This is a genomic window from Hymenobacter glaciei (assembly GCF_039539585.1).
Lineage (GTDB): Bacteria > Bacteroidota > Bacteroidia > Cytophagales > Hymenobacteraceae > Hymenobacter > Hymenobacter glaciei.
This window is the reverse complement of sequence record NZ_BAABDK010000022.1, coordinates 1-18,171: the sequence shown is the minus strand read 5'-3', so window position 1 is coordinate 18,171 and position 18,171 is coordinate 1. Positions and strand designations below refer to the sequence as shown.

Sequence of the window (18,171 nt, the reverse complement as noted above, 5' to 3'; positions counted from 1 at the left end):
TGATAACGGACAACTAATAACCGACAACTAGCAATGCGCATTTCCCTCGACTGGCTTAAAACCCTCATTCCGACCGATAAACCTGCTGCCGAAATTGGCGCCCTGCTCACCGGCTCGGGCCTGGAAGTGGAAAGCGCCGAAGAGCTGGAGAGCATTCCCGGCGGGCTACGTGGCGTGGTGCTGGGCACCGTGCTCACCTGCGAGCGTCACCCCGATGCCGACAAGCTCAGCCTGACTACTGTGGATGTGGGCGACGACACGCCCCGCCAGATTGTGTGCGGCGCGCCCAACGTGGCCGCCGGCCAGCGTGTAGTGGTGGCGCTGGAAGGTGCCATGCTGCACCCCGTGCAGGGCGAACCGTTCAAAATCAAGAAAAGCAAAATCCGCGGGGCGGCCTCCGAGGGCATGATTTGTGCCGAGGACGAAATCGGCCTGGGCCAGTCGCACGCCGGCATTATGGTGCTGACCACCGAGCTGCCCAACGGCACGCCCGCCGCCGACTACTTTGGCCTGGGCTCGGATACAGTCTACGAAATTGGCCTCACGCCCAACCGGGCCGATGCCGCCTCGCACTACGGCGTGGCCCGGGAGCTGCGCGCCCTGCTGCGCCAGCCCTGCCATTTGCCCGATGTGAGCGGCTTCGCGGCGCCGGAGTCGATTGCGAATAACATCAAGGTCACCATTGAAGATGTTGAGGCGAGCCCGCGCTACGCTGGTTTGCTACTCGAGAATGTGCAGGTTGGACCGTCGCCGGAGTGGCTGCAGCGCCGCCTGCGCAGCATTGGCCTGAGCCCCATCAACAACGTGGTGGACGTGACCAACTTCGTGCTGCACGAGTTGGGCCAGCCCCTGCACGCCTTCGATGCCGACCAGATTACTGGCGGCCAGATTCGCGTAAAGCGCGCCGAAGCCGGCGAGAAGTTCGTGACGCTGGATGGCACTGAGCGTAGTCTGAAAGGCGAAGACTTGGTAATTGCCGACGCCAACGGTGCGCCAATGGCGCTGGCGGGCGTGTTCGGCGGCAAAACGTCGGGCGTGAGCGAAAGCACCAGCCGCGTGTTCCTGGAAAGCGCCTACTTTGGCCCGGCCGCGGTGCGCCGCACCTCCCAAACGCATCAGCTAAAAACCGATGCTTCGTTCCGCTTCGAGCGCGGCACCGACCCGAATATGGTGCTGGTAGCCCTTAAGCGCGCGGCGCTGCTGCTCCAGGAAGTAGCAGGAGCTACCGTGGCTGCGCCTATTGTAGACGAGTACCCTGCACCCGTACAGCCGGCCACCGTGCGCCTGCGCCTACCCCGCGTGGAGCGGTTGGTAGGCCAATACATCGCGCCCGAGCGCATCCGTCAGATTTTGACGGACTTGGACATCGAAATCACCGAAGCAAATCCCGACGCTGGCGACCAGGATACCTGGACGCTGACCGTGCCGCCCCACAAAGTGGACGTAACCCGCGAAGCCGACGTGATTGAGGAAATCCTGCGCATCTACGGCTACAACAATGTGGCCCTGCGGCCCAACAACTCGGCTTCCTTCCTGGCCAAATTCCCGAATCCCGACCCGGAAGTAACGCGCGTGAAAATCGCCTCGCTGCTCAGCGGGCAGGGCTATTCGGAGATTCTGACCAACTCGCTCACCAACTCCCTGTATTTCGAGAAAGAGGGTGAGGCGAACAATGCCCTGGTGCGCATTCTCAATTACAACAGTGTTGAGTTAAACGTGATGCGGCCCACGATGCTGCACTCGGGCTTGGAGACCATCCGGCACAACATCAACCGCCGCCAGCGCGACTTGAAGCTGTATGAGTTCGGCAAAACCTATTCGCAAAACGAGAACGGCAAGTACCTGGAGAAGAACAAGCTGGTGCTGTACCTGACGGGCAATGCTGACGGCGAAACCTGGCAGCAAAAGTCGGAGAAGGCCGCGTTCCACGATTTGGCCGGCGCGGTGCAGCAGGTGCTGGCGGCTTTGGGCTTCGGCGGCGCGGCTTCGCAGCCAGTACAGCACGAGTACCTGGCGGGCGGCCTCGCGCTACTCGTGCACAACCAACCGGTGGCGCAGCTCGGGGCAGTGGCAGCCTCGGTGCTGAAGCGGCTCGATGTGACACAGCCAGTGTGGTACGCGGAATTGGATTGGGACGCGCTGAGCAAGAAATACAAGCCCACACTGGTGGCCCGCGAACTCTCAAAATTCCCGGAAGTACGCCGCGACTTGAGCATCGTGGTGGACTCGACCGTGACGTTTGACCAGCTTCAGCAGATTGCCCGCCGCACCGAGAAGAAGCTGTTGCAAAGCATCAACGTGTTCGACGTGTACGCCGGCGAGAACCTGGGCGCGGGCAAAAAATCATACTCCGTAAGTTTCACCCTGCAGGATTTCAGCCAGACGCTCAGTGAGCAGGCCATCGACCAGGTGATGCAGAAGCTGATTCAGCAATTCGAGAAGCAGGCCGGCGCACTTATTCGTAAGTAGGCTTTTTATTGCGGATTCCGCTCAAAAAGCCGCAGGGTTAATTTCTCTGCGGCTTTTTTTGTGTGCAAAAAAATTCATCCGATAGCAGCGTAATTTCGACGCAACCTGCCCGATATACTTCTTGACCTTGCTGCGCAAGCTCAACCACACCGCGCTTTTCAACTAATAGTTGCGCTGATTGCCGTAAGTTGCAGCTTGATTTACCACGCTCAGTTCCCATTCCTTCATCTTTTTCTCCAAGAATGAACCTTCGTTTTCTTTCAACCTTAGGCTTAGCCTTAATTACAACGGCCAGCTTTGGCCAGCAGAAAAAGCCTGCAACCAAAGCTCCAGCTGCCAAAACGGCCCTGATGACCACGCCCGGCGGCACCAAGCTCGTCGAGAAAGTGACCAAGCAACCCGGCCAGGTTTCGATTCCCTACGAGAAGTACGTGCTGCCCAACGGCCTCACGCTCGTGGTAGCCGAAGACCATTCCGACCCGCTGGTGCACGTCGACGTGACTTACCACGTGGGCTCGGCCCGCGAGCAGATTGGCAAGTCGGGCTTTGCCCACTTTTTTGAGCACATGATGTTCCAGGGTTCCGACCACGTGGGCGACCAGCAGCACTTCAAGCTGGTGACGGCCGCCGGTGGCACCCTGAACGGCTCGACCAACCAGGACCGCACCAATTACTTCGAGACGCTGCCCAGCAACCAGCTTGAAACCGGCCTGTGGCTGGAAGCCGACCGCATGGGCTTCCTGCTGGACGCTGTGAGCCAGAAGAAATTCGAAATCCAGCGCTCGACCGTGAAGAACGAGCGCGGCCAGAACTACGACAACCGCCCCTACGGCCTGGCTAGCGAGTACATCTCGAAAACGCTGTACCCCTACGGCCACCCCTACTCCTGGCTAACCATCGGCTATCTGGAGGACCTCGACCGCTCGAACGTAGACGACCTGAAGAACTTTTTCCTGCGCTGGTATGGCCCCAACAACGCGACCCTGACTGTAGGCGGCGACGTGAAGCCGGCCGAAGTGGTAAAGCTGGCCGAGAAGTATTTCGGCTCCATCAAGCGTGGCCCTTCGGTGCCGGTGCAGAAGCTGCCCGCGCCCGTGCTCACCGCCGACCGCTACGTGAGCTACACCGACAACGTGCGTTTCCCGATGCTGCAAATGGTGTTTCCGACGGTGCCCAACGGCCACCCCGACGCCTACGCCCTCGACGCGCTGGCCGACATCATCGGCAGCGGCAAGACTTCGCTGCTCTACAAAAACCTGGTGAAAAACCAGAAGACCGTGCAGGCCCAGGCCTACCAGCAGAATTCGGAGCTCGGCGGCTTCCTCGATTTCGTGGCCCTGCCCTTCCCCGGCAAAACCCTCGACAGCACGGAAGTTATCATCCGTAACACCCTGAAGGAGTTTGAAAAGAAAGGCGTCACCGACGACGATGTGCAGCGCTTCAAGGCCCAGAACGAGGCCCAAATTATCAACAGCTTGGCCAGCGTGCAGGGCAAGGTGAGCCAGCTCGCCGCCTACCAAACCTACTTCAACAATCCTAACTACCTCACCGTCTACCTAAAGGAGCTGCGCGCCCTCACCAAAGCCGACGTGCAGCGCGTGTACGATAAGTACGTGAAGGGCAAAAAAGCCGTTATCCTGAGCGTGTTGCCCAAAACCGGCGGTGTGGCCGCTGCCAAGCCCGACAATTACACAATCGACAAATCGGGCTACAAAGCGCCCGATTACGGCTATGCCGGCCTGAAATACAGCAAGGCCACTGACACCTTCGACCGTAGCAAGCAGCCTGCTGCTGGTACCAACCCCGTGGTGAAAGTGCCTGCTCTGTACCAGGAAACCCTGCCGAATGGCTTGAAAGTAGTGGGCACGAAGAACACCGAGATTCCGGCCGTTACGATGCGCCTGACCATCCGCGGTGGTCATCGCCTCGAGCAGGCCATGCCCGCCAAGGCTGGTATTGCCCAACTCACGGCCAGCATGCTGAACGAGGGCTCGGAGAAATACACCGGCGAACAGTTCTCGGCCGAACTCGACAAGCTGGGTTCGAACATTTCGGTGAACGCCGGCGACAACGAAACCACTGTGTACGTGCAGAGCCTGACCAAGAACCTGCCTGCCACCATGGCCCTGCTCAACCAGCGCCTGTTGCACCCGCGTTTCGACGCGGCCGATTTTGCCCGCATTAAGAAGCAGCAGCTAGAAGGCATCGCCAACTTCGTCAACCAGCCCGCGGTCATCGCCGACCTGACGTATAACCGCTTGGTATACGGCTCGAATAACATCGCGGGCACGGCTGTAGCCGGCACTACCGCTTCGGTAAGCAGCCTCACGCTCGACGACGTGAAGAACTTCTACAGCACCTACTACGCTCCGAACGTGAGCTCGCTGGTGGCAGTGGGCGACCTGGACCAGGCCACCCTCGACGGGCAGCTGGGCTTCCTGAAGAGCTGGGCCAAGAAGGACGTCACTATCCCGACCGATGCGGCCGGCGTGCAGCCCGATAAAACCACCGTGTACTTCGTGAACAAGCCGGGTGCGGCCCAGTCCGAAATTCGGGTAGGCTACCTCACCGACATGAAGTACGATGCCACCGGCGCTTACTACAAAGCTGGCCTGGCCAACTACCTGCTCGGCGGCGCCTTCAACTCGCGCATCAACCTGAACCTGCGCGAGAACAAAGGCTACACCTACGGCGCCCGCTCGGGCTTCGCGGGCACGCGCTACGCCGGTCCGTTTACGGCCCAGGCCGGTGTGCGCGCCGATGCCACGGCCGCTTCGGTGAAGGAATTCATGAGCGAAATCACCAACTACCAGAACGGTATTTCGGATGAGGAGCTGGCCTTCGTGCAATCGTCGGTGGGCCAGAGCGACGCACTCAAGTACGAAACCGGCCAGCAGAAAGCCGGCTTCCTGGCTCGCCTGGTAGAGTACGACCTCGACCCGGCTTACGTGAACCAGCAGACGGAAATTCTGAAAAGCCTGAAGAAGGAAGATGTACAGGCCATCGCCAAGAAGTACCTGCCGGCTGATAAAATGTACATCGTAGTAGTGGGCGACGAAAAGCAGCTGCCCTCGGTGCAGGCCCTAGGCTACCCCGTGGTGCAGCTGGACCTGGAAGGCAAGCCCGTAGCCGCTGCCGCTCCGGTTGTGCCGGCGCCGGTAGTTGACGACAAGACCAAGGTGAACATGGAAGATGGCGGCAAGCTGAAATCCAAAACCAAGGCGGCCAAGAAGAGCTAATCTTTTTCAGCGCCTGACGATTCGTTGAACGTCATGCCAAGCCTGCCGAAGCATTTCTACTGTGCAGCTAATCCTAACCATTGGATTATTACTGCGGTAGCAACGTTTCGACAAGCATGGCATGACGTTCTCCATTTCTACGCCAACTCTCTTCCCAACCAAACCGGTCTGAGGCACAAGGCGCGAGCAAGTGCCGGGTAAAGCACAGCTTTCGGATAGCTGCGTTATCTTCACCCAAAAATTTACCTGCCCGTGGCCTCCTCCCAACAGCTTGCGCAACTCGACCGCCTCGAGCGGCAGATTTCCACCTTAGTGGCTGCCTATCAGCAATTGCGCGAAGAGCTGGCCGACGCCAACACGACGGTGCAGCAGTTGCGGGCCGACGTACGCGACCGCGACCGGCAGTTGAAGGAGCGTCAAAACCAGGAAAATATTGTTAAACTTGTACACACCATAGCTGGGGAACCCACCCACGCCAACGAACTTAAACTGCGCCTCAACGAATACATCCGCGAACTGGACAAGTGTCTTGCCTATTTGAGAGACTAAACCGAACGACCCTCACCCCCATTGCCTTAACTTTCGCCCTATGAGCGAATTAGCCATCAAAATCCGAATTGCTGACCGGGACTATCCCATGCGCGTTGACGTGCAGGATGAGGAACGGTTGCGTATGGCCGGCCGCCTGTTGGGCGACAAGCTGCGCGAATTCCGGGAAGGCTACGGCATTCAGGACAAACAGGACTTGCTGGCGATGATTGCCTTGGCCACAATGGCTGACCAATTGAAAGTGAGCAAGGAAAAGGATGGCACCGATGCGGCGCTAACCGAACGGCTGGCTCGTTTCGACGAGCTACTATCCGGCGTGGTGCTCACGAGTTGAGTAGATAGACATAAGTAACAAGTAGCAGGACAGTACGCTACTTGACCACAGGAAGGGTTTCAACTCTTATTACCTGCTACTTAGCTCTTACTACTAGCTCGCAGCACCCACAACTCGTTGGCCCGGCTGGGCGGCGCGGCAATCGGCCGTTTCCGCTTGGCCCGGGCAGAATTGTTCTTCCCGGTTATGGTTTTTTACCCATTCAAAAACCATAATCTATATGACCCCTTTAATAATGTACTGCCTGCTGGCAGCGGTGGTCGCCCTTGTGGCGGGCATCCTGATAGGCAGGCAGTTGGCCGGCAAAGCCCGGCTGGACCACGAAGGCGAGGCCACGGCCCGCGCCCAGCAAATTCTTCGCGATGCGGAGGAGAAAGGCACCCGCCTTCGCGATGAGAAAATAAAGCAGGCTGATGAGCGCTTGGAGCAGTCCAAGAACAAGTTCAAGACGCTGCGCAACGAGTTCGACCAGGAAAGCAAGCGCCTCAAAGCTGAGTTGGATGGCGAGTTGACCCAGCGCCGCCAGGGAGTGGTAGAGCAGGAACAAAGCATCAAGATGCTGACCGAAACTACCCAGCGCCAGTTGGAGCAGTTGCAGAAGAAAGAAGCTGACTTAGAGCGCGTTCGCGAGAAAACGCAGACCGATACCCAGCAGCTGCGCGACAAGCTCGAAGCCCAGGCCGAAAAGCGCCGCCTCGACCACGAAGAGGCCATGGCTGAGCTGGAAGAAAAGCAGCGCGATGCTGAAGAGCAGCTGCACAGCGTGCAGCGCCAGCTCGAGACCATCGCCAACCTGACCGCCGCCGAAGCCCGCGAGCAGCTGGTGGAATCGCTGAAGAACGAGGCCCAGATTCAGGCTAGCTCTTATGTGAAGGACACCGTAGCCCAGGCCAAGCTCACCGCCACCAAGGATGCCAAGAAGATTGTGCTGGAAACCATTCAGCGCACCGCTTCAGAGCACGCCATTGAGAACTGCGTGTCGATTTTCAACATTGAAAGCGACGACGTAAAGGGCAAAATCATTGGCCGCGAAGGCCGCAACATCCGGGCGCTGGAAGCGGCGACTGGCGTTGAAATTATCGTGGACGACACTCCGGAGGCCATTATTATCTCGGGTTTCGACCCGGTGCGCCGCGAAATTGCCCGCCTTTCGCTGCACTTGCTGGTGAAGGACGGCCGCATTCACCCCGCTCGCGTGGAGGAAATCGTGGCTAAGACCCGCAAGAACATCGAGGAGGAAATTGTGGAGATTGGCGAAAAAACCATCATCGACTTGGGCATCCACGGCCTGCACCCCGAGCTGATTAAGATGGTGGGCCGCATGCGCTTCCGCTCTTCGTACGGCCAGAACCTGCTGCAGCACTCCCGCGAAGTAGCCAACCTCTGCGCCACCATGGCGGCTGAGATGGGCCTCGACGTGAAGAAAGCCAAGCGCGCCGGCCTGCTCCACGACATCGGCAAGGTGAGCACCGAGGAGCCGGAGTTGCCCCACGCCATTCTGGGCATGGAGATGGCGAAGAAGTGGAAAGAGCACCCCGACGTGGTCAACGCCATTGGGGCTCACCACGACGAGATTGAGATGACGGCCATGATTTCGCCGCTGGTGCAGGCCTGCGACGCCATTTCGGGCTCGCGCCCCGGCGCCCGCCGCGAGATGATGGAAAGCTACATCAAGCGCCTGAAGCAGCTCGAGGAAACCGCCAACGGCTTCAAGGGCGTGAACCAGTGCTTTGCTATTCAGGCCGGCCGCGAGCTGCGCGTGATGGTAGACGCCGAGAACGTGACCGACGAGCGCGCTGCCGAGCTAAGCTTCGAGATTTCGCAGAAAATCGAGAAGGAAATGCAGTACCCCGGTCAGATTAAAATCACCGTAATTCGGGAGATGCGCGCGGTGGCATACGCCAAGTAATCTAATAGCACACGCTTCAGCTTGTGCATCTGGTTAAGCACGAAGAAGCCCCCGCGACGAGAGTTGTGGGGGCTTTTAGGTTTATCTTGTTCGCACTTTTGCACTCCGCCTTTCTCATGAGAAAACCCATATTTAAGCTGTTGTTAGCCAGCGGTGCGCATTGGCTGGCAGGCTGCGTCGTGTACCAGCCCACGCAATGCGCTGCCCCGCAAATCACCGGTCCCAAGCAAGGCGAAATCACGGCAAGCAGCTACCTTAATGGCCGCTACGAATTGTCGGGCAGCTACTCTCCGCTGCCGCACCTGCTGGTGCGGGTCTCTACCGGCAGCCTGCGCAGCGACTCACGCGATGTTCGGGACTCGACTTACTACCGCGGCCACCACTACGATTTGGGCCTGGGCACGTACTGGCGGCTGGGTTCGCAGGGAGTGGTGGGCGGCCTGGGGGGATTTGGGCAGGCTCGCAACGAGGCATCTTACTCCCGAGGTGGGTTTATTCTGAGCTATCCCACTCGCTATGAACTCGATGCTCGCTACAACAAGTTATTTGGGGAGGTGTACGGCATCATCCAGGGTGGCGATGTCGTTTCGTTCGGAGCGGCTTACCGCATCACGCAAGTACGTTTTACGACCCTCACCGACCGCGCCATTCCGCTGGAGCTCAGTAGCATGACCCGTGGCGAGCCCATGTTATTTATGCGGGTACGACTGGGCGATGGCCCGTTTGAAGACCGGCCATTGCAATTGCAAGCGGCGTGGGGCACGTCGGCCACGTTCGGTTACGATGACAAGAACCAGCAGCCTACCTATTCCCTCGGTGCGCGCGAGCTACTGCAGGGCCGGGGCTACACCACAGTGGGCATCACCATCTTTCCGCATTGCCTCTTCCACAGGTCGCAATAAGACAACAACGCTGGCTGGCCCGGCACCGGTTGGGGGGGCGGCAGGCTACTGCTTGGCTTCGAAAAAGGCCTTTACCGGCCGGGCAAACAGGCCCGAGGTAGTGGCTACGTACACCGTGTCCCGCAAGTACTCAACCCCCGTAATGGTGGCGCGCTCCAAGCCGTCGTTTTTAAGCGGACGCAACGAGTAGCGCGGGCCATTCCAGCGGAGCGAGTACAGGCTATTTGAGTACACACATACCAGGCTGTCCTTCACAGGGTAATAACTGGCCAGGGTGAACTGCTGCGGGGTACCCGACGACTTCTGCCAGGTTTCGCCGGCGTCTGTCGAGGTGATAATCTCCCCGTACTCAATGGGGCCGTAAAGTGTGTTGTTCCATTTGTAGATGGCATCGACGGTAGCAGCGCCATACACCTGCCGGAAAGAGCCATCCTGTTTGATTTTATAGATGCCACCATCTCCGAAACTGGCCAGGAAATAATTATCGATGGCAACGAGGTAGCGCAAATAAGCGCCCGAAAACGCTGGCCGCGGAATAACTACGGGCCCCATGTAAGCCATTACCGGCCCGCTACCCAGTGCACCGGGCTGCACCGCTGCCAGCACAAAGGTGAAGGCGCGGTCGGGCCGCTTGTTGACGTAGGGCGCCAGCAGGAAGTTGTTCTGGTTGATGGCCATGCATTTCGACAAGCTGAAAAACTTGGTGTCAAAACGAAGGGCGGCGGGGTCGAACCGGCGCAGATTGAAGTAGAACCGAGAGTTCAGCGGTTCGCGGTTGCGGCAGAGCACCAGTGACGTATCCGTGTCGGGGTAAGCAAAAAAATCGCGACCGAACGGAACCCGAACATTGACATCGGATGGCAGCGGGCCTGCTGCTGTTACCAGGCTCTGTGAGCCAAGGAAACGCGTAAAAGCGTTGGGCTGCTGCAGGTAAATGGCCTGGCCATCGGTACCGGTGCTCATTATTACCCGCGCCAATCCGTATAAGCTGGTTACTTCAGTCCAACTGGCCTGTTTCTCTACCTCTTTGATTTGTATCTGGGTTTCGATTTCCTTTTTGCAACTACCCAGGACTAAAGCAAGGGCTAAAAGGGAGGGTAAAAATATTTGGAAGGGCTTCATAATGGCGAAACAGTGGGTAGGCTGCGTAAATTGTCCGGCAAAGTTAGAGTAGAGACTATTGCAATACTTATATAAAATCTCCGGCCTATTCGTGCTGGGTATCCTCGCCGCCTGCGCTACGCAGCGCAACCCCTACGCCGCTACCAACAAAGCCTACAAGGCGCAGGTGAAAGCCTATGCGGCTGCCCTGCGCGCTGCTCCGCCGCCCACCCCGGGCGGCGACAGCCTGCTGGGGAAATACTGGGTGGGCACTACTAACTTCAACCTGCGCAAGCCCAACTATGTCGTGATTCACCACACGGCGCAGGACTCGACAGCGCAGACGCTGAAAACCTTCACGCTGCCGCGCACCGAGGTGAGCGCGCACTACGTGATTGGGCGCGATGGCCGGGTGTACCACATGCTGAATGACTACCTGCGCGCCTGGCACGGCGGCGTGGCGCGCTGGGGCAACAACACCGACCTGAACTCTAGCTCCATCGGCATTGAGCTGGATAACAACGGCACCGAGCCCTTCGCCGAGGCCCAGATAACCAGCCTGCTGCACATTCTGGCCGGGCTGAAGAAGGACTACGGGATTCCGGCCGCCAACTTCATCGGACACGCCGACATTGCCCCCAGCCGCAAAAACGACCCCAGCGCCCGCTTTCCCTGGAAGCGGCTAGCTGATAATGGCTTTGGCCTGTGGTACGACGCCGGGCAATTGCCCAGCCCCTTCGGGCCCGACAGCGCCATCGCCCTGGCCGGCCACCTGTTGGCCCCGCGCCTGCCTGAATCGGATGAAAACCCCATCGCGATGCCTGTGGATACCAGCAAAGTCGATGCCCAGCTGGCACGGCTGAACGGACCGATTACGGTGTTCAACCCGCACGAGGCGCTGCGCATTATTGGGTATGATACGCGCGATTTGCCGGCGGCCATTCGCGCCTTCAAGCTGCATTTCATTCAGCAGGACGTGAACGGGCCGCTGACCGAAGCCGACAGTCGGATACTGTACAATCTGTACAAGAAGTACCTGTAACCAGCCACAGGGCAGTAACTTTAGCCATTTAAGGATGGTGGCAGCCCTGGCAAGGCTGGCCAGAAGTTTTATCAATCAGTTGTATGTTAGAAATATCTCAGCGGGGCCGGGCCATGCCCGTCTCGCCGTTTCGAAAGCTTGCCCCCTACGCCGAGAAGGCACATCAGCAGGGCAAAATCATTTACCCACTCAACATCGGACAGCCCGACATTGAGACGCCCCCGGCGGCGCTGGACGCGGTGCGCAATGCCGACATCCGGGTGCTGGGCTATACCCACGGCGCGGGCACCGAGAGCTACCGCCGCAAGCTCGCGGCCTACTACCAGCGGGCCGGCTTGCCCGTGGTGATGGAGGATATTATCGTGACGACTGGCGGCAGCGAGGCCATTTTGTTCGCGATGCTTACCTGCCTGAACCCCGGCGATGAGGTCATCATTCAGGAGCCTTTTTATGGCACCTACACGGCTTTTGCGATTGCCACCGGCGTGCGTATTGTGCCCGTAACGGCCCGCATAGAAGACAACTTTGCCCTGCCGCCGCTGGCCGACTTCGAGCGGGCCATTACGCCGCGCACCAAGGCTATTCTCATTTGCAACCCCAGCAACCCGACCGGCTACGTGTACAGCCGCGCCGAACTGGAGAGCATGCTGGCGCTGTGCAAAGCCCACCACCTGTACCTGATTTCGGACGAAGCCTACCGCGAGTTCTGCTACGACGCGCCCTACGTGAGCGCCCTGGAGCTAGCGGGGGCCGAACCCAACGTGGTGGTGGTAGATACCATTTCGAAGCGCTACAGTGCCTGCGGAGCGCGCGTGGGTGCGCTGGTCACGCTCAACAAGGAAGTGTACATGGCCGCCTTCCGCTTTGCCCAGATGCGGGTGAGCCCGCCCGGCCTGGGCATGCTACTGGCCGAGGCCGCTGCCGACCTACCCGAAACGTACTTCGACGCCAGCAAAGCCGAGTACCAGGCCCGCCGCGACCTCACGGTAGCGCGCCTGCAGGCCATGCCCGGCGTGGTGTGCCCGCGCCCGGGCGGGGCCTTTTATGTACTGGCCCACCTCCCGGTAGATGACACCGAAAAGTTCGGCCAATGGCTGCTGGAAAGCTTTTCGTACGAAAATCAGACGCTTGTGCTCTCCCCTGCCAACGGCTTCTACCAGACGCCCGGCCTGGGCCAACAGGAAGTTCGCATTGCCTACGTCATCAACCGCACCGACCTTGAAGCGGCCATGACCTGCCTGGCACACGCCCTGCGGGAATACCCGGGCCGCGTCGAACTGCAGGCCCCTCCAATTGTAGAAGCAGCCGCTTTACCCCTGTAACTGTACTCCTTATCTAATGAACGAAACCATTGCCCCTGCCGTCGAAGTCCCCATTAAAGACTACCGCGCGCCGCTGCGCTTCTGGCACTGGGCCAACACCTTGCTGATAAGCCTGCAGTTGATGACTATTCTGTTTCAGAAGGTGATTGTGAATTCGCGGTCGGCTATTCCGGAGCTACAGGCTTCGGGGAAAGACGTTTCGGTGCCGCAGGCGCGCGAGCTGGCGCACATCATCAGCGAGCGCATCTGGGACTGGCACATTTACTTCGGCTGGGCACTCGTGGCACTGTGGGTGCTGCGGCTGGGTCTGCAGCTTACGGGCCCTTCGGATTTGCGCTTCTCGGCGCGGCTGATGGAAATTCTGCGCCGCTACCGCCTCGCGCCGCCCGCCGACAAGAGCAAGACTGGCAAAATGCTGTTTGCCAAAACCACTTATGCCCTTTTCTACCTCTTCCTTACCATCATGGTAGCTACCGGCCTGATTCTGCTATACGAAGACGTATCCTGGCTGAAAGGCATTCACCACCTGGCCGAGGAAACGCACAACGTGACGATGTACCTGATTATGGGCTTCATCCTGATTCATGTGGTGGGCGTGGTGTGGGTCGAAAACAAAGAGGACCACGGGCTTATTTCGCGCATGGTGGGCGGCGAAGCGCCGAACATCAAGCGGTAACTAATCGCGTGATATTGCGAGTGGAGTGCAGCGTAAGCTAGCCTTTTCGACGAAGCTTTCTCCCGACAACAAAAAGCCCCGACTCTTATTCAGAGCCGGGGCTTTTTACATTATCAAGCTTTCTGCATCGAGAGGCAAGGCTAGCTTACGCTGACCTCACCTCGCGGTGGACAGCCGGTTAATTACCGCTGCTGCCGGGCTTCTGCTCCAGCTTCTGCATGGGGCTGGTGGCTTTGGCGGCCTGCTGCATGGGGTTGGCCGGGGCCTGCTGCTGCTGCTGAAACAGCTCGAAGCGCGAAGAAGCGGGCTGACGGGGGAAGGAGTTGTTGCTCAAATCGGTGTCGGCCGTTTGCTGGAAAGGGTCGATAACGAAGCTAATAACGGGCTTCTTGGTCACGATGACCTTGGTAACCTGGGCGTTGTTCTTGCGCCAGATTTCGGCCGGGATGGTCTGGATTTCCTGGGTGTTGTCGGCGTAGGTCATCTGGAGCACCACGGGCATTACCAGGCCGCCCACGTTGCGCAGGCTCAGCTCGTAGAAGTTGCTCTGCGAGTCGGTGAGGCGCTGCTGCTGCTCGGGCGTGAGGCTGCCCAGCATGGCGGTGTAGCGCTGCTGGTCGGCGGGCGTCACGGCCAGCGGGTCGTAGTTGTTGTAGAAGTCCTTCAGCTCCGGCTTCTCTTCCACCAGGGTTTTAGAAATGTCGGTGGCGTTGCGCTGGGCCGTGATGGACTGCGGCGCGGCGGCTTTCTGCTGCTGCAGGCGGGCGTTTTCGACCTGTGGGTTGCGGGTGCTGGCATTGTAGGACTTCACCGACTCCAAGGCCAAATCGGTGTGCTCGGTGGTGTAGAACCAGCCGCGCCAGAACCAGTCGAGGTCCACGGCCGAAGCGTCTTCCATGGTGCGGAAGAAGTCGGCGGGCGTGGGGTGCTTGTAGGCCCAGCGCTGAGCGTAGGTCTTGAAGGCATAATCGAACAGCTCGCGGCCCATCACCGTTTCGCGCAGGATGTTGAGGGCCGTGGCGGGCTTGCCGTAGGCGTTGTTGCCGAACTGCAGAGCCGACTCCGAGTTGGTCATAATCGGCGATTGCAGGGTGTTAGCGGTAGCCATGTAGGCCGAAATGTTGCGCGGCTCGCCGCGGCGGCTGGGGTAGTTGCGCTCCCACTCCTGCTCGGCGAGGAATTCCACGAAGGAGTTCAGGCCTTCGTCCATCCACGACCACTGACGCTCGTCGGAGTTCACAATCATCGGGAAAAAGTTGTGGCCCACTTCGTGGATAATCACCGAAATCATCCCGTATTTCCGCTCGGCCGAGTACGTACCGTCTTTCTCGGGGCGGCCGCCGTTGAAGCAAATCATCGGGTACTCCATGCCCCCAATGGGGCCGTGCACCGAAATAGCCACCGGGTAGGCGTAGGGAATGGTGTGCTTCGAGTACGACTTGATGGTGTGGGCCACCACCTGCGTCGAGTACTGGCCCCACAGCGGGTTGCCCTCCTTGGGGTAGTAGCTCATGCACATCACGGGCTTGCCTTCCTGCTTAATCTGCATGGCATCCCAGATGAACTTTCGCGAGCTGGCCCAGGCAAAGTCGCGCACGTTTTTAGCAGCAAATGTCCAGGTTTTGGTGCCGGTGGCGCGGTTGGCCTCGTTCTTCACGGCCTCGTCCTGGCTCACGATGAGCACGGGCTTGGTGGCCGACTTGGCCTGCTCCAAGCGCTTCATTTGCGTACCCGAGAGCACCTGAGCAGCATTTTGCAGCGTGCCGGTAGCGCCCACCACGTGGTCGGCCGGCGCGGTGATGCTCACTTTGTAGTCGCCGAAGGGCAGCGTGAACTCGCCATTACCCAGGAACTGCTTGTGCTGCCAGCCCTGGTTGTCGGAATACACGGCCATGCGGGGGTAGAACTGGGCCATCTCGTAGAGGTAGTTCTTGTCGGCTTCGAAGTACTCGAAACCACTGCGGCCGCCCTGCTTGTACTGGTCGGTGATATTGTAGTGCCACTTCACATTAAAGGAAACCGACTGGCGCGGCTGCAGCGGCGTGGGCAGGTCCACGCGCATCATGGTGTTGTTGGTGACGGTGTGCAGCGCGCGGCCGTCTTTGCCGGTTACGCTCTCAATCTTGAAACCGCCCTCGAAATCCGACATCATGCCTTCCACCGCCTGGAAGGACATCTTGTCCTGCAGCTGGCCCACCTGCGTGGTGTTGGCAATCGAGGTTTTCTCGTAGATGTTCTGGTCCATCTGCACCCAGAGGTAGGGCAGCACATCGGGCGAAAGGTTGGTGTAGGTGATGGTTTCGCGGCCGGTGAGCGACTGCTTGGCATCGTCGAGCGTGACTTTGATGTCATAGTCGGCGCGCTGCTGCCAGTAGTCGGGGCCCGGCGCGCCACTGGCGGTGCGGTAGCTGTTGGGCGTGGGCAGCATGGTTTCGAGCTGCGCAAATTTGTCGGTGCCCGAATTGGTGGTCTGGGCCACGGCAACCTGCTGGCCCGCCACGGCCAGCACCAGGCCGGCGAATAAAAGACGACGCATAGAAAAAATGTGAAGTGGGAAAATCGAAAACAGGATGAAATTGGCGACCGTTAAGGTCGCTTAAAGTTACGGCAAGGTTGCGGCAGTACCGGCGGGCAACGCAGACCTGGATTCGCGGCCCGGGCACACGGCCCAACAGCCAGTTTGGCCAGCCACCATTTGCTCTTGGCTTTTCGAGCAGTTAAAAATCCGAAAGCAATAGCTGCCCTCAATTTGCTCTCGGATTTTCAACAGCCCAAAAACCCGAGAGCAAATCGTAAGCGAAGACGACCCGGAAGCTCTTCGGCTCATTCTGGCAGCTGACTACGGCCACAGTAGCTGCAACAGCAGCACCGTAGCAATGCCCAGTGCCGCGCCGCTGGTTGTGAGTAGCCAGTCGCGCCGGGCCACGCCGAAGGCCCGTAACAGTATTGCCCCCAGCAGCAGAATGGCTGCTACGATAAGTACTTGCCCGAACTCCACGCCCACGTTAAAGGCCAGCAGCTCCTGCACTGGCCGGCTATTGGGGCCCAGTAATGCCCGCAGGTAGTTGGAAAAGCCCAGTCCGTGAATCAACCCAAAGCCCAGCGCCAGCGCGTTGGGCGCAGCGGCCAGCACCGGGGCCGGACGCTGCCGCATGGAAGGCCGAGTTGCGCCAGCTCCGCGCAGGTTCAGCAGTGCGGTAATCATGATGGTGACCGGAATCAGTGCCTCGATGATGGTGGGCTTGAATGCGAGCAGGCCCAGCGTGGCCAGGGCCAGCGTGAGTGAGTGCCCCACCGTGAAGCTCGTGACCAGCGCCAGCACGCGCCGCCAGTCGCTGAGCACGTAGGGCGCGCACAGCGCCAGCAGAAACGTGAGGTGGTCGGCGGCACGCGGCGTGCAGATGTGCAGGAACCCCAGCTGCAGGTAAGTCATGAAGACGGACATGCTGCAAAGCTAAAGCGACCGTGGAGTTGAAGCGGGATGGCAAGAGTTGCTACCTGAAAAGCATTCTGGGGCACTTCTGCCACGGCACCGGGCGCACCAGCTAGCTGCCAAGAAAATAATTTGGCGCCAGTCAGTAACCTTCGCAAATCCGTGCAGTTTCCACGCTCGAATTCACTCCCTACTCAACTTTTCTGCACTTGAATCCGCTGACCGATAATGCCCTCATGCTCCAGGTGAAGGATGGCCAGCTGAACAAGATGGGACTATTGTTTGAGCGGTACCACCGCCCGCTCTATGGCTTTTTCTACCACCTGAACGGGCAGCCGACGCTCAGCGAAGATTTGGTGCAAACCGTGTTTTACCGCATGCTGAAGTACCGCCACACCTTCACCGGCGAGGGCGAGTTTCGGACCTGGATGTACCACCTGGCCCGCAACGTGGTAGCCGACGAAGTCAAGAAAAACAAAACCGCCAGGCACCACGACGACATCACCAACTGGCAGGAACGCCTGGGCGGGGGCACCACCGCCGACGGCGAGCTGCACAAAACCCAGGACGTGGCCCTGCTGCACGAAGCCCTGGGCCGACTGCCGCCGGAGCAGCGCGAAGTACTGGTGCTGAGCCGGTTTCAGGACCTGAAATACGGGCAGATTGCCCAGGTGCTCGACACCACCGAAGGCGCCGTGAAGGTGCGCGTGCACCGCGCCCTGGGCCACCTCCGAGCCATTTATTTGAAACTATCCAATGGAAACTAAGGACCCCAACTGCGAGAGTACCCGGGAGCGCCTGGCCGACTGGCTGAGCGACCAGCTCCCCGATGCTGAGCGCCGGACCCTGGACGCTCACCTGGCCCAGTGCCCCGCCTGCCAGCAGGAGCTAGCCGCTTTCCGCCAGCTGTGGCACACCATGGGCGGCATCGCCACGCCCGAACCCGGCGAGCAGGTGCGCCCGCGCTTTTATGGCATGCTGGCCGAGTTTGAAGCCGAAACAAGCCATGAAACCTGGACCGGCAAGCTGCAGCAGTTATGGCAGCAGCTTTTGAACCCCAACCCCGCGTTGCGCATGGCCTACAGCGTGCTGATACTGGTGGTAGGGCTGGTGGTGGGCTACCGACTTAATAACTGATGTTACGCAGCCAGTTTGGTCAAAGTGTAGTGCATGGCTTTGAGTCCGCGCAAATAAA

14 protein-coding genes are annotated in these 18,171 nt (G+C 59.4%); 11 read left to right on the top strand and 3 right to left on the bottom strand.

Going from position 1 to position 18,171, the window contains the following annotated elements:
* The first annotated feature begins 33 nt into the window (after positions 1 to 33).
* The 6 genes from pheT (at position 34) to ABD837_RS14155 (ending at position 9,402) form a co-directional block, all read left to right on the top strand.
* Positions 34 to 2,469 (top strand): phenylalanine--tRNA ligase subunit beta, encoded by a 2,436-nt coding sequence (gene pheT / locus ABD837_RS14180; RefSeq protein WP_345055714.1) that lies wholly within the window; start codon positions 34 to 36, stop codon positions 2,467 to 2,469.
* A 242-nt stretch (positions 2,470 to 2,711) separates the two neighbouring features.
* Entirely contained in the window at positions 2,712 to 5,708 is a 2,997-nt protein-coding gene (locus tag ABD837_RS14175) for a M16 family metallopeptidase (RefSeq protein ID WP_345055710.1), read from the top strand.
* 252 nt (positions 5,709 to 5,960) lie between these two features.
* Complete coding sequence (locus ABD837_RS14170; protein WP_345055708.1) at positions 5,961 to 6,257, top strand: hypothetical protein; 297 nt, start codon at positions 5,961 to 5,963, stop codon at positions 6,255 to 6,257.
* Positions 6,258 to 6,297: 40 nt separating this feature from the next.
* Positions 6,298 to 6,591 carry a cell division protein ZapA gene (locus ABD837_RS14165; RefSeq protein WP_345055706.1) on the top strand — a complete coding sequence of 98 codons (294 nt, stop codon included), beginning with the start codon at positions 6,298 to 6,300 and terminating at the stop codon, positions 6,589 to 6,591.
* Positions 6,592 to 6,811: 220 nt separating this feature from the next.
* Positions 6,812 to 8,500 (top strand): ribonuclease Y, encoded by a 1,689-nt coding sequence (gene rny, locus ABD837_RS14160; protein ID WP_345055704.1) that lies wholly within the window; start codon positions 6,812 to 6,814, stop codon positions 8,498 to 8,500.
* Between the two features lie 116 nt (positions 8,501 to 8,616).
* Complete coding sequence (locus ABD837_RS14155; RefSeq protein WP_345055702.1) at positions 8,617 to 9,402, top strand: hypothetical protein; 786 nt, start codon at positions 8,617 to 8,619, stop codon at positions 9,400 to 9,402.
* 45 nt (positions 9,403 to 9,447) lie between these two features.
* On the opposite strand, the gene ABD837_RS14150 is transcribed toward ABD837_RS14155, so the two are convergent.
* A complete protein-coding gene (locus ABD837_RS14150; protein WP_345055698.1) occupies positions 9,448 to 10,524 on the bottom strand; it encodes a hypothetical protein in 1,077 nt (358 codons plus the stop codon).
* A 91-nt stretch (positions 10,525 to 10,615) separates the two neighbouring features.
* Between ABD837_RS14150 and ABD837_RS14145 the strand changes: the two genes are divergently transcribed.
* The 3 genes from ABD837_RS14145 to ABD837_RS14135 all read left to right on the top strand — a co-directional run bounded on the left by ABD837_RS14145 (position 10,616) and on the right by ABD837_RS14135 (position 13,543).
* Positions 10,616 to 11,545, top strand: coding sequence for an N-acetylmuramoyl-L-alanine amidase (locus tag ABD837_RS14145; protein WP_345055695.1), 930 nt, complete (start codon positions 10,616 to 10,618; stop codon positions 11,543 to 11,545).
* 83 nt (positions 11,546 to 11,628) lie between these two features.
* A complete protein-coding gene (locus ABD837_RS14140; protein WP_345055692.1) occupies positions 11,629 to 12,867 on the top strand; it encodes a pyridoxal phosphate-dependent aminotransferase in 1,239 nt (412 codons plus the stop codon).
* A gap of 16 nt (positions 12,868 to 12,883) precedes the next feature.
* On the top strand, positions 12,884 to 13,543 hold the full coding sequence (locus ABD837_RS14135; RefSeq protein WP_345055689.1) for a cytochrome b/b6 domain-containing protein: 660 nt from the start codon (positions 12,884 to 12,886) through the stop codon (positions 13,541 to 13,543).
* A 178-nt stretch (positions 13,544 to 13,721) separates the two neighbouring features.
* Here the strand turns inward: ABD837_RS14135 and ABD837_RS14130 are convergent, their stop codons facing one another.
* The gene (locus ABD837_RS14130) at positions 13,722 to 16,079 is read right to left on the bottom strand and encodes a M1 family metallopeptidase (protein WP_345055686.1); all 2,358 of its coding nucleotides are present in this window, start codon (positions 16,077 to 16,079) and stop codon (positions 13,722 to 13,724) included.
* Positions 16,080 to 16,382: 303 nt separating this feature from the next.
* Positions 16,383 to 16,988 (bottom strand): HupE/UreJ family protein, encoded by a 606-nt coding sequence (locus tag ABD837_RS14125; RefSeq protein ID WP_345055682.1) that lies wholly within the window; start codon positions 16,986 to 16,988, stop codon positions 16,383 to 16,385.
* Positions 16,989 to 17,212: 224 nt separating this feature from the next.
* On the opposite strand from ABD837_RS14125, the gene ABD837_RS14120 reads away from it, so the two are divergent.
* The gene (locus tag ABD837_RS14120) at positions 17,213 to 17,743 is read left to right on the top strand and encodes an RNA polymerase sigma factor (RefSeq protein WP_425554347.1); all 531 of its coding nucleotides are present in this window, start codon (positions 17,213 to 17,215) and stop codon (positions 17,741 to 17,743) included.
* Positions 17,733 to 18,113 carry an anti-sigma factor family protein gene (locus tag ABD837_RS14115; protein ID WP_345055676.1) on the top strand — a complete coding sequence of 127 codons (381 nt, stop codon included), beginning with the start codon at positions 17,733 to 17,735 and terminating at the stop codon, positions 18,111 to 18,113. The genes ABD837_RS14120 and ABD837_RS14115 overlap by 11 nt, the downstream gene beginning before the upstream one ends.
* The last annotated feature ends 58 nt before the right edge of the window (positions 18,114 to 18,171 follow it).

Bases quoted from the DNA above. Each gene is read 5' to 3' on its own strand.
- ABD837_RS14135 (WP_345055689.1), top strand. From the start codon at position 12,884: ATGAACGAAACCATTGCCCCTGCCGTCGAAGTCCCCATTAAAGACTAC.
- ABD837_RS14130 (WP_345055686.1), bottom strand. From the start codon at position 16,079: ATGCGTCGTCTTTTATTCGCCGGCCTGGTGCTGGCCGTGGCGGGCCAG.
- ABD837_RS14115 (WP_345055676.1), top strand. From the start codon at position 17,733: ATGGAAACTAAGGACCCCAACTGCGAGAGTACCCGGGAGCGCCTGGCC.
- ABD837_RS14175 (WP_345055710.1), top strand. From the start codon at position 2,712: ATGAACCTTCGTTTTCTTTCAACCTTAGGCTTAGCCTTAATTACAACG.
- pheT (WP_345055714.1), top strand. From the start codon at position 34: ATGCGCATTTCCCTCGACTGGCTTAAAACCCTCATTCCGACCGATAAA.
- ABD837_RS14125 (WP_345055682.1), bottom strand. From the start codon at position 16,988: ATGTCCGTCTTCATGACTTACCTGCAGCTGGGGTTCCTGCACATCTGC.
- ABD837_RS14155 (WP_345055702.1), top strand. From the start codon at position 8,617: ATGAGAAAACCCATATTTAAGCTGTTGTTAGCCAGCGGTGCGCATTGG.
- ABD837_RS14165 (WP_345055706.1), top strand. From the start codon at position 6,298: ATGAGCGAATTAGCCATCAAAATCCGAATTGCTGACCGGGACTATCCC.
- ABD837_RS14140 (WP_345055692.1), top strand. From the start codon at position 11,629: ATGTTAGAAATATCTCAGCGGGGCCGGGCCATGCCCGTCTCGCCGTTT.
- rny (WP_345055704.1), top strand. From the start codon at position 6,812: ATGACCCCTTTAATAATGTACTGCCTGCTGGCAGCGGTGGTCGCCCTT.
- ABD837_RS14150 (WP_345055698.1), bottom strand. From the start codon at position 10,524: ATGAAGCCCTTCCAAATATTTTTACCCTCCCTTTTAGCCCTTGCTTTA.
- ABD837_RS14120 (WP_425554347.1), top strand. From the start codon at position 17,213: ATGCTCCAGGTGAAGGATGGCCAGCTGAACAAGATGGGACTATTGTTT.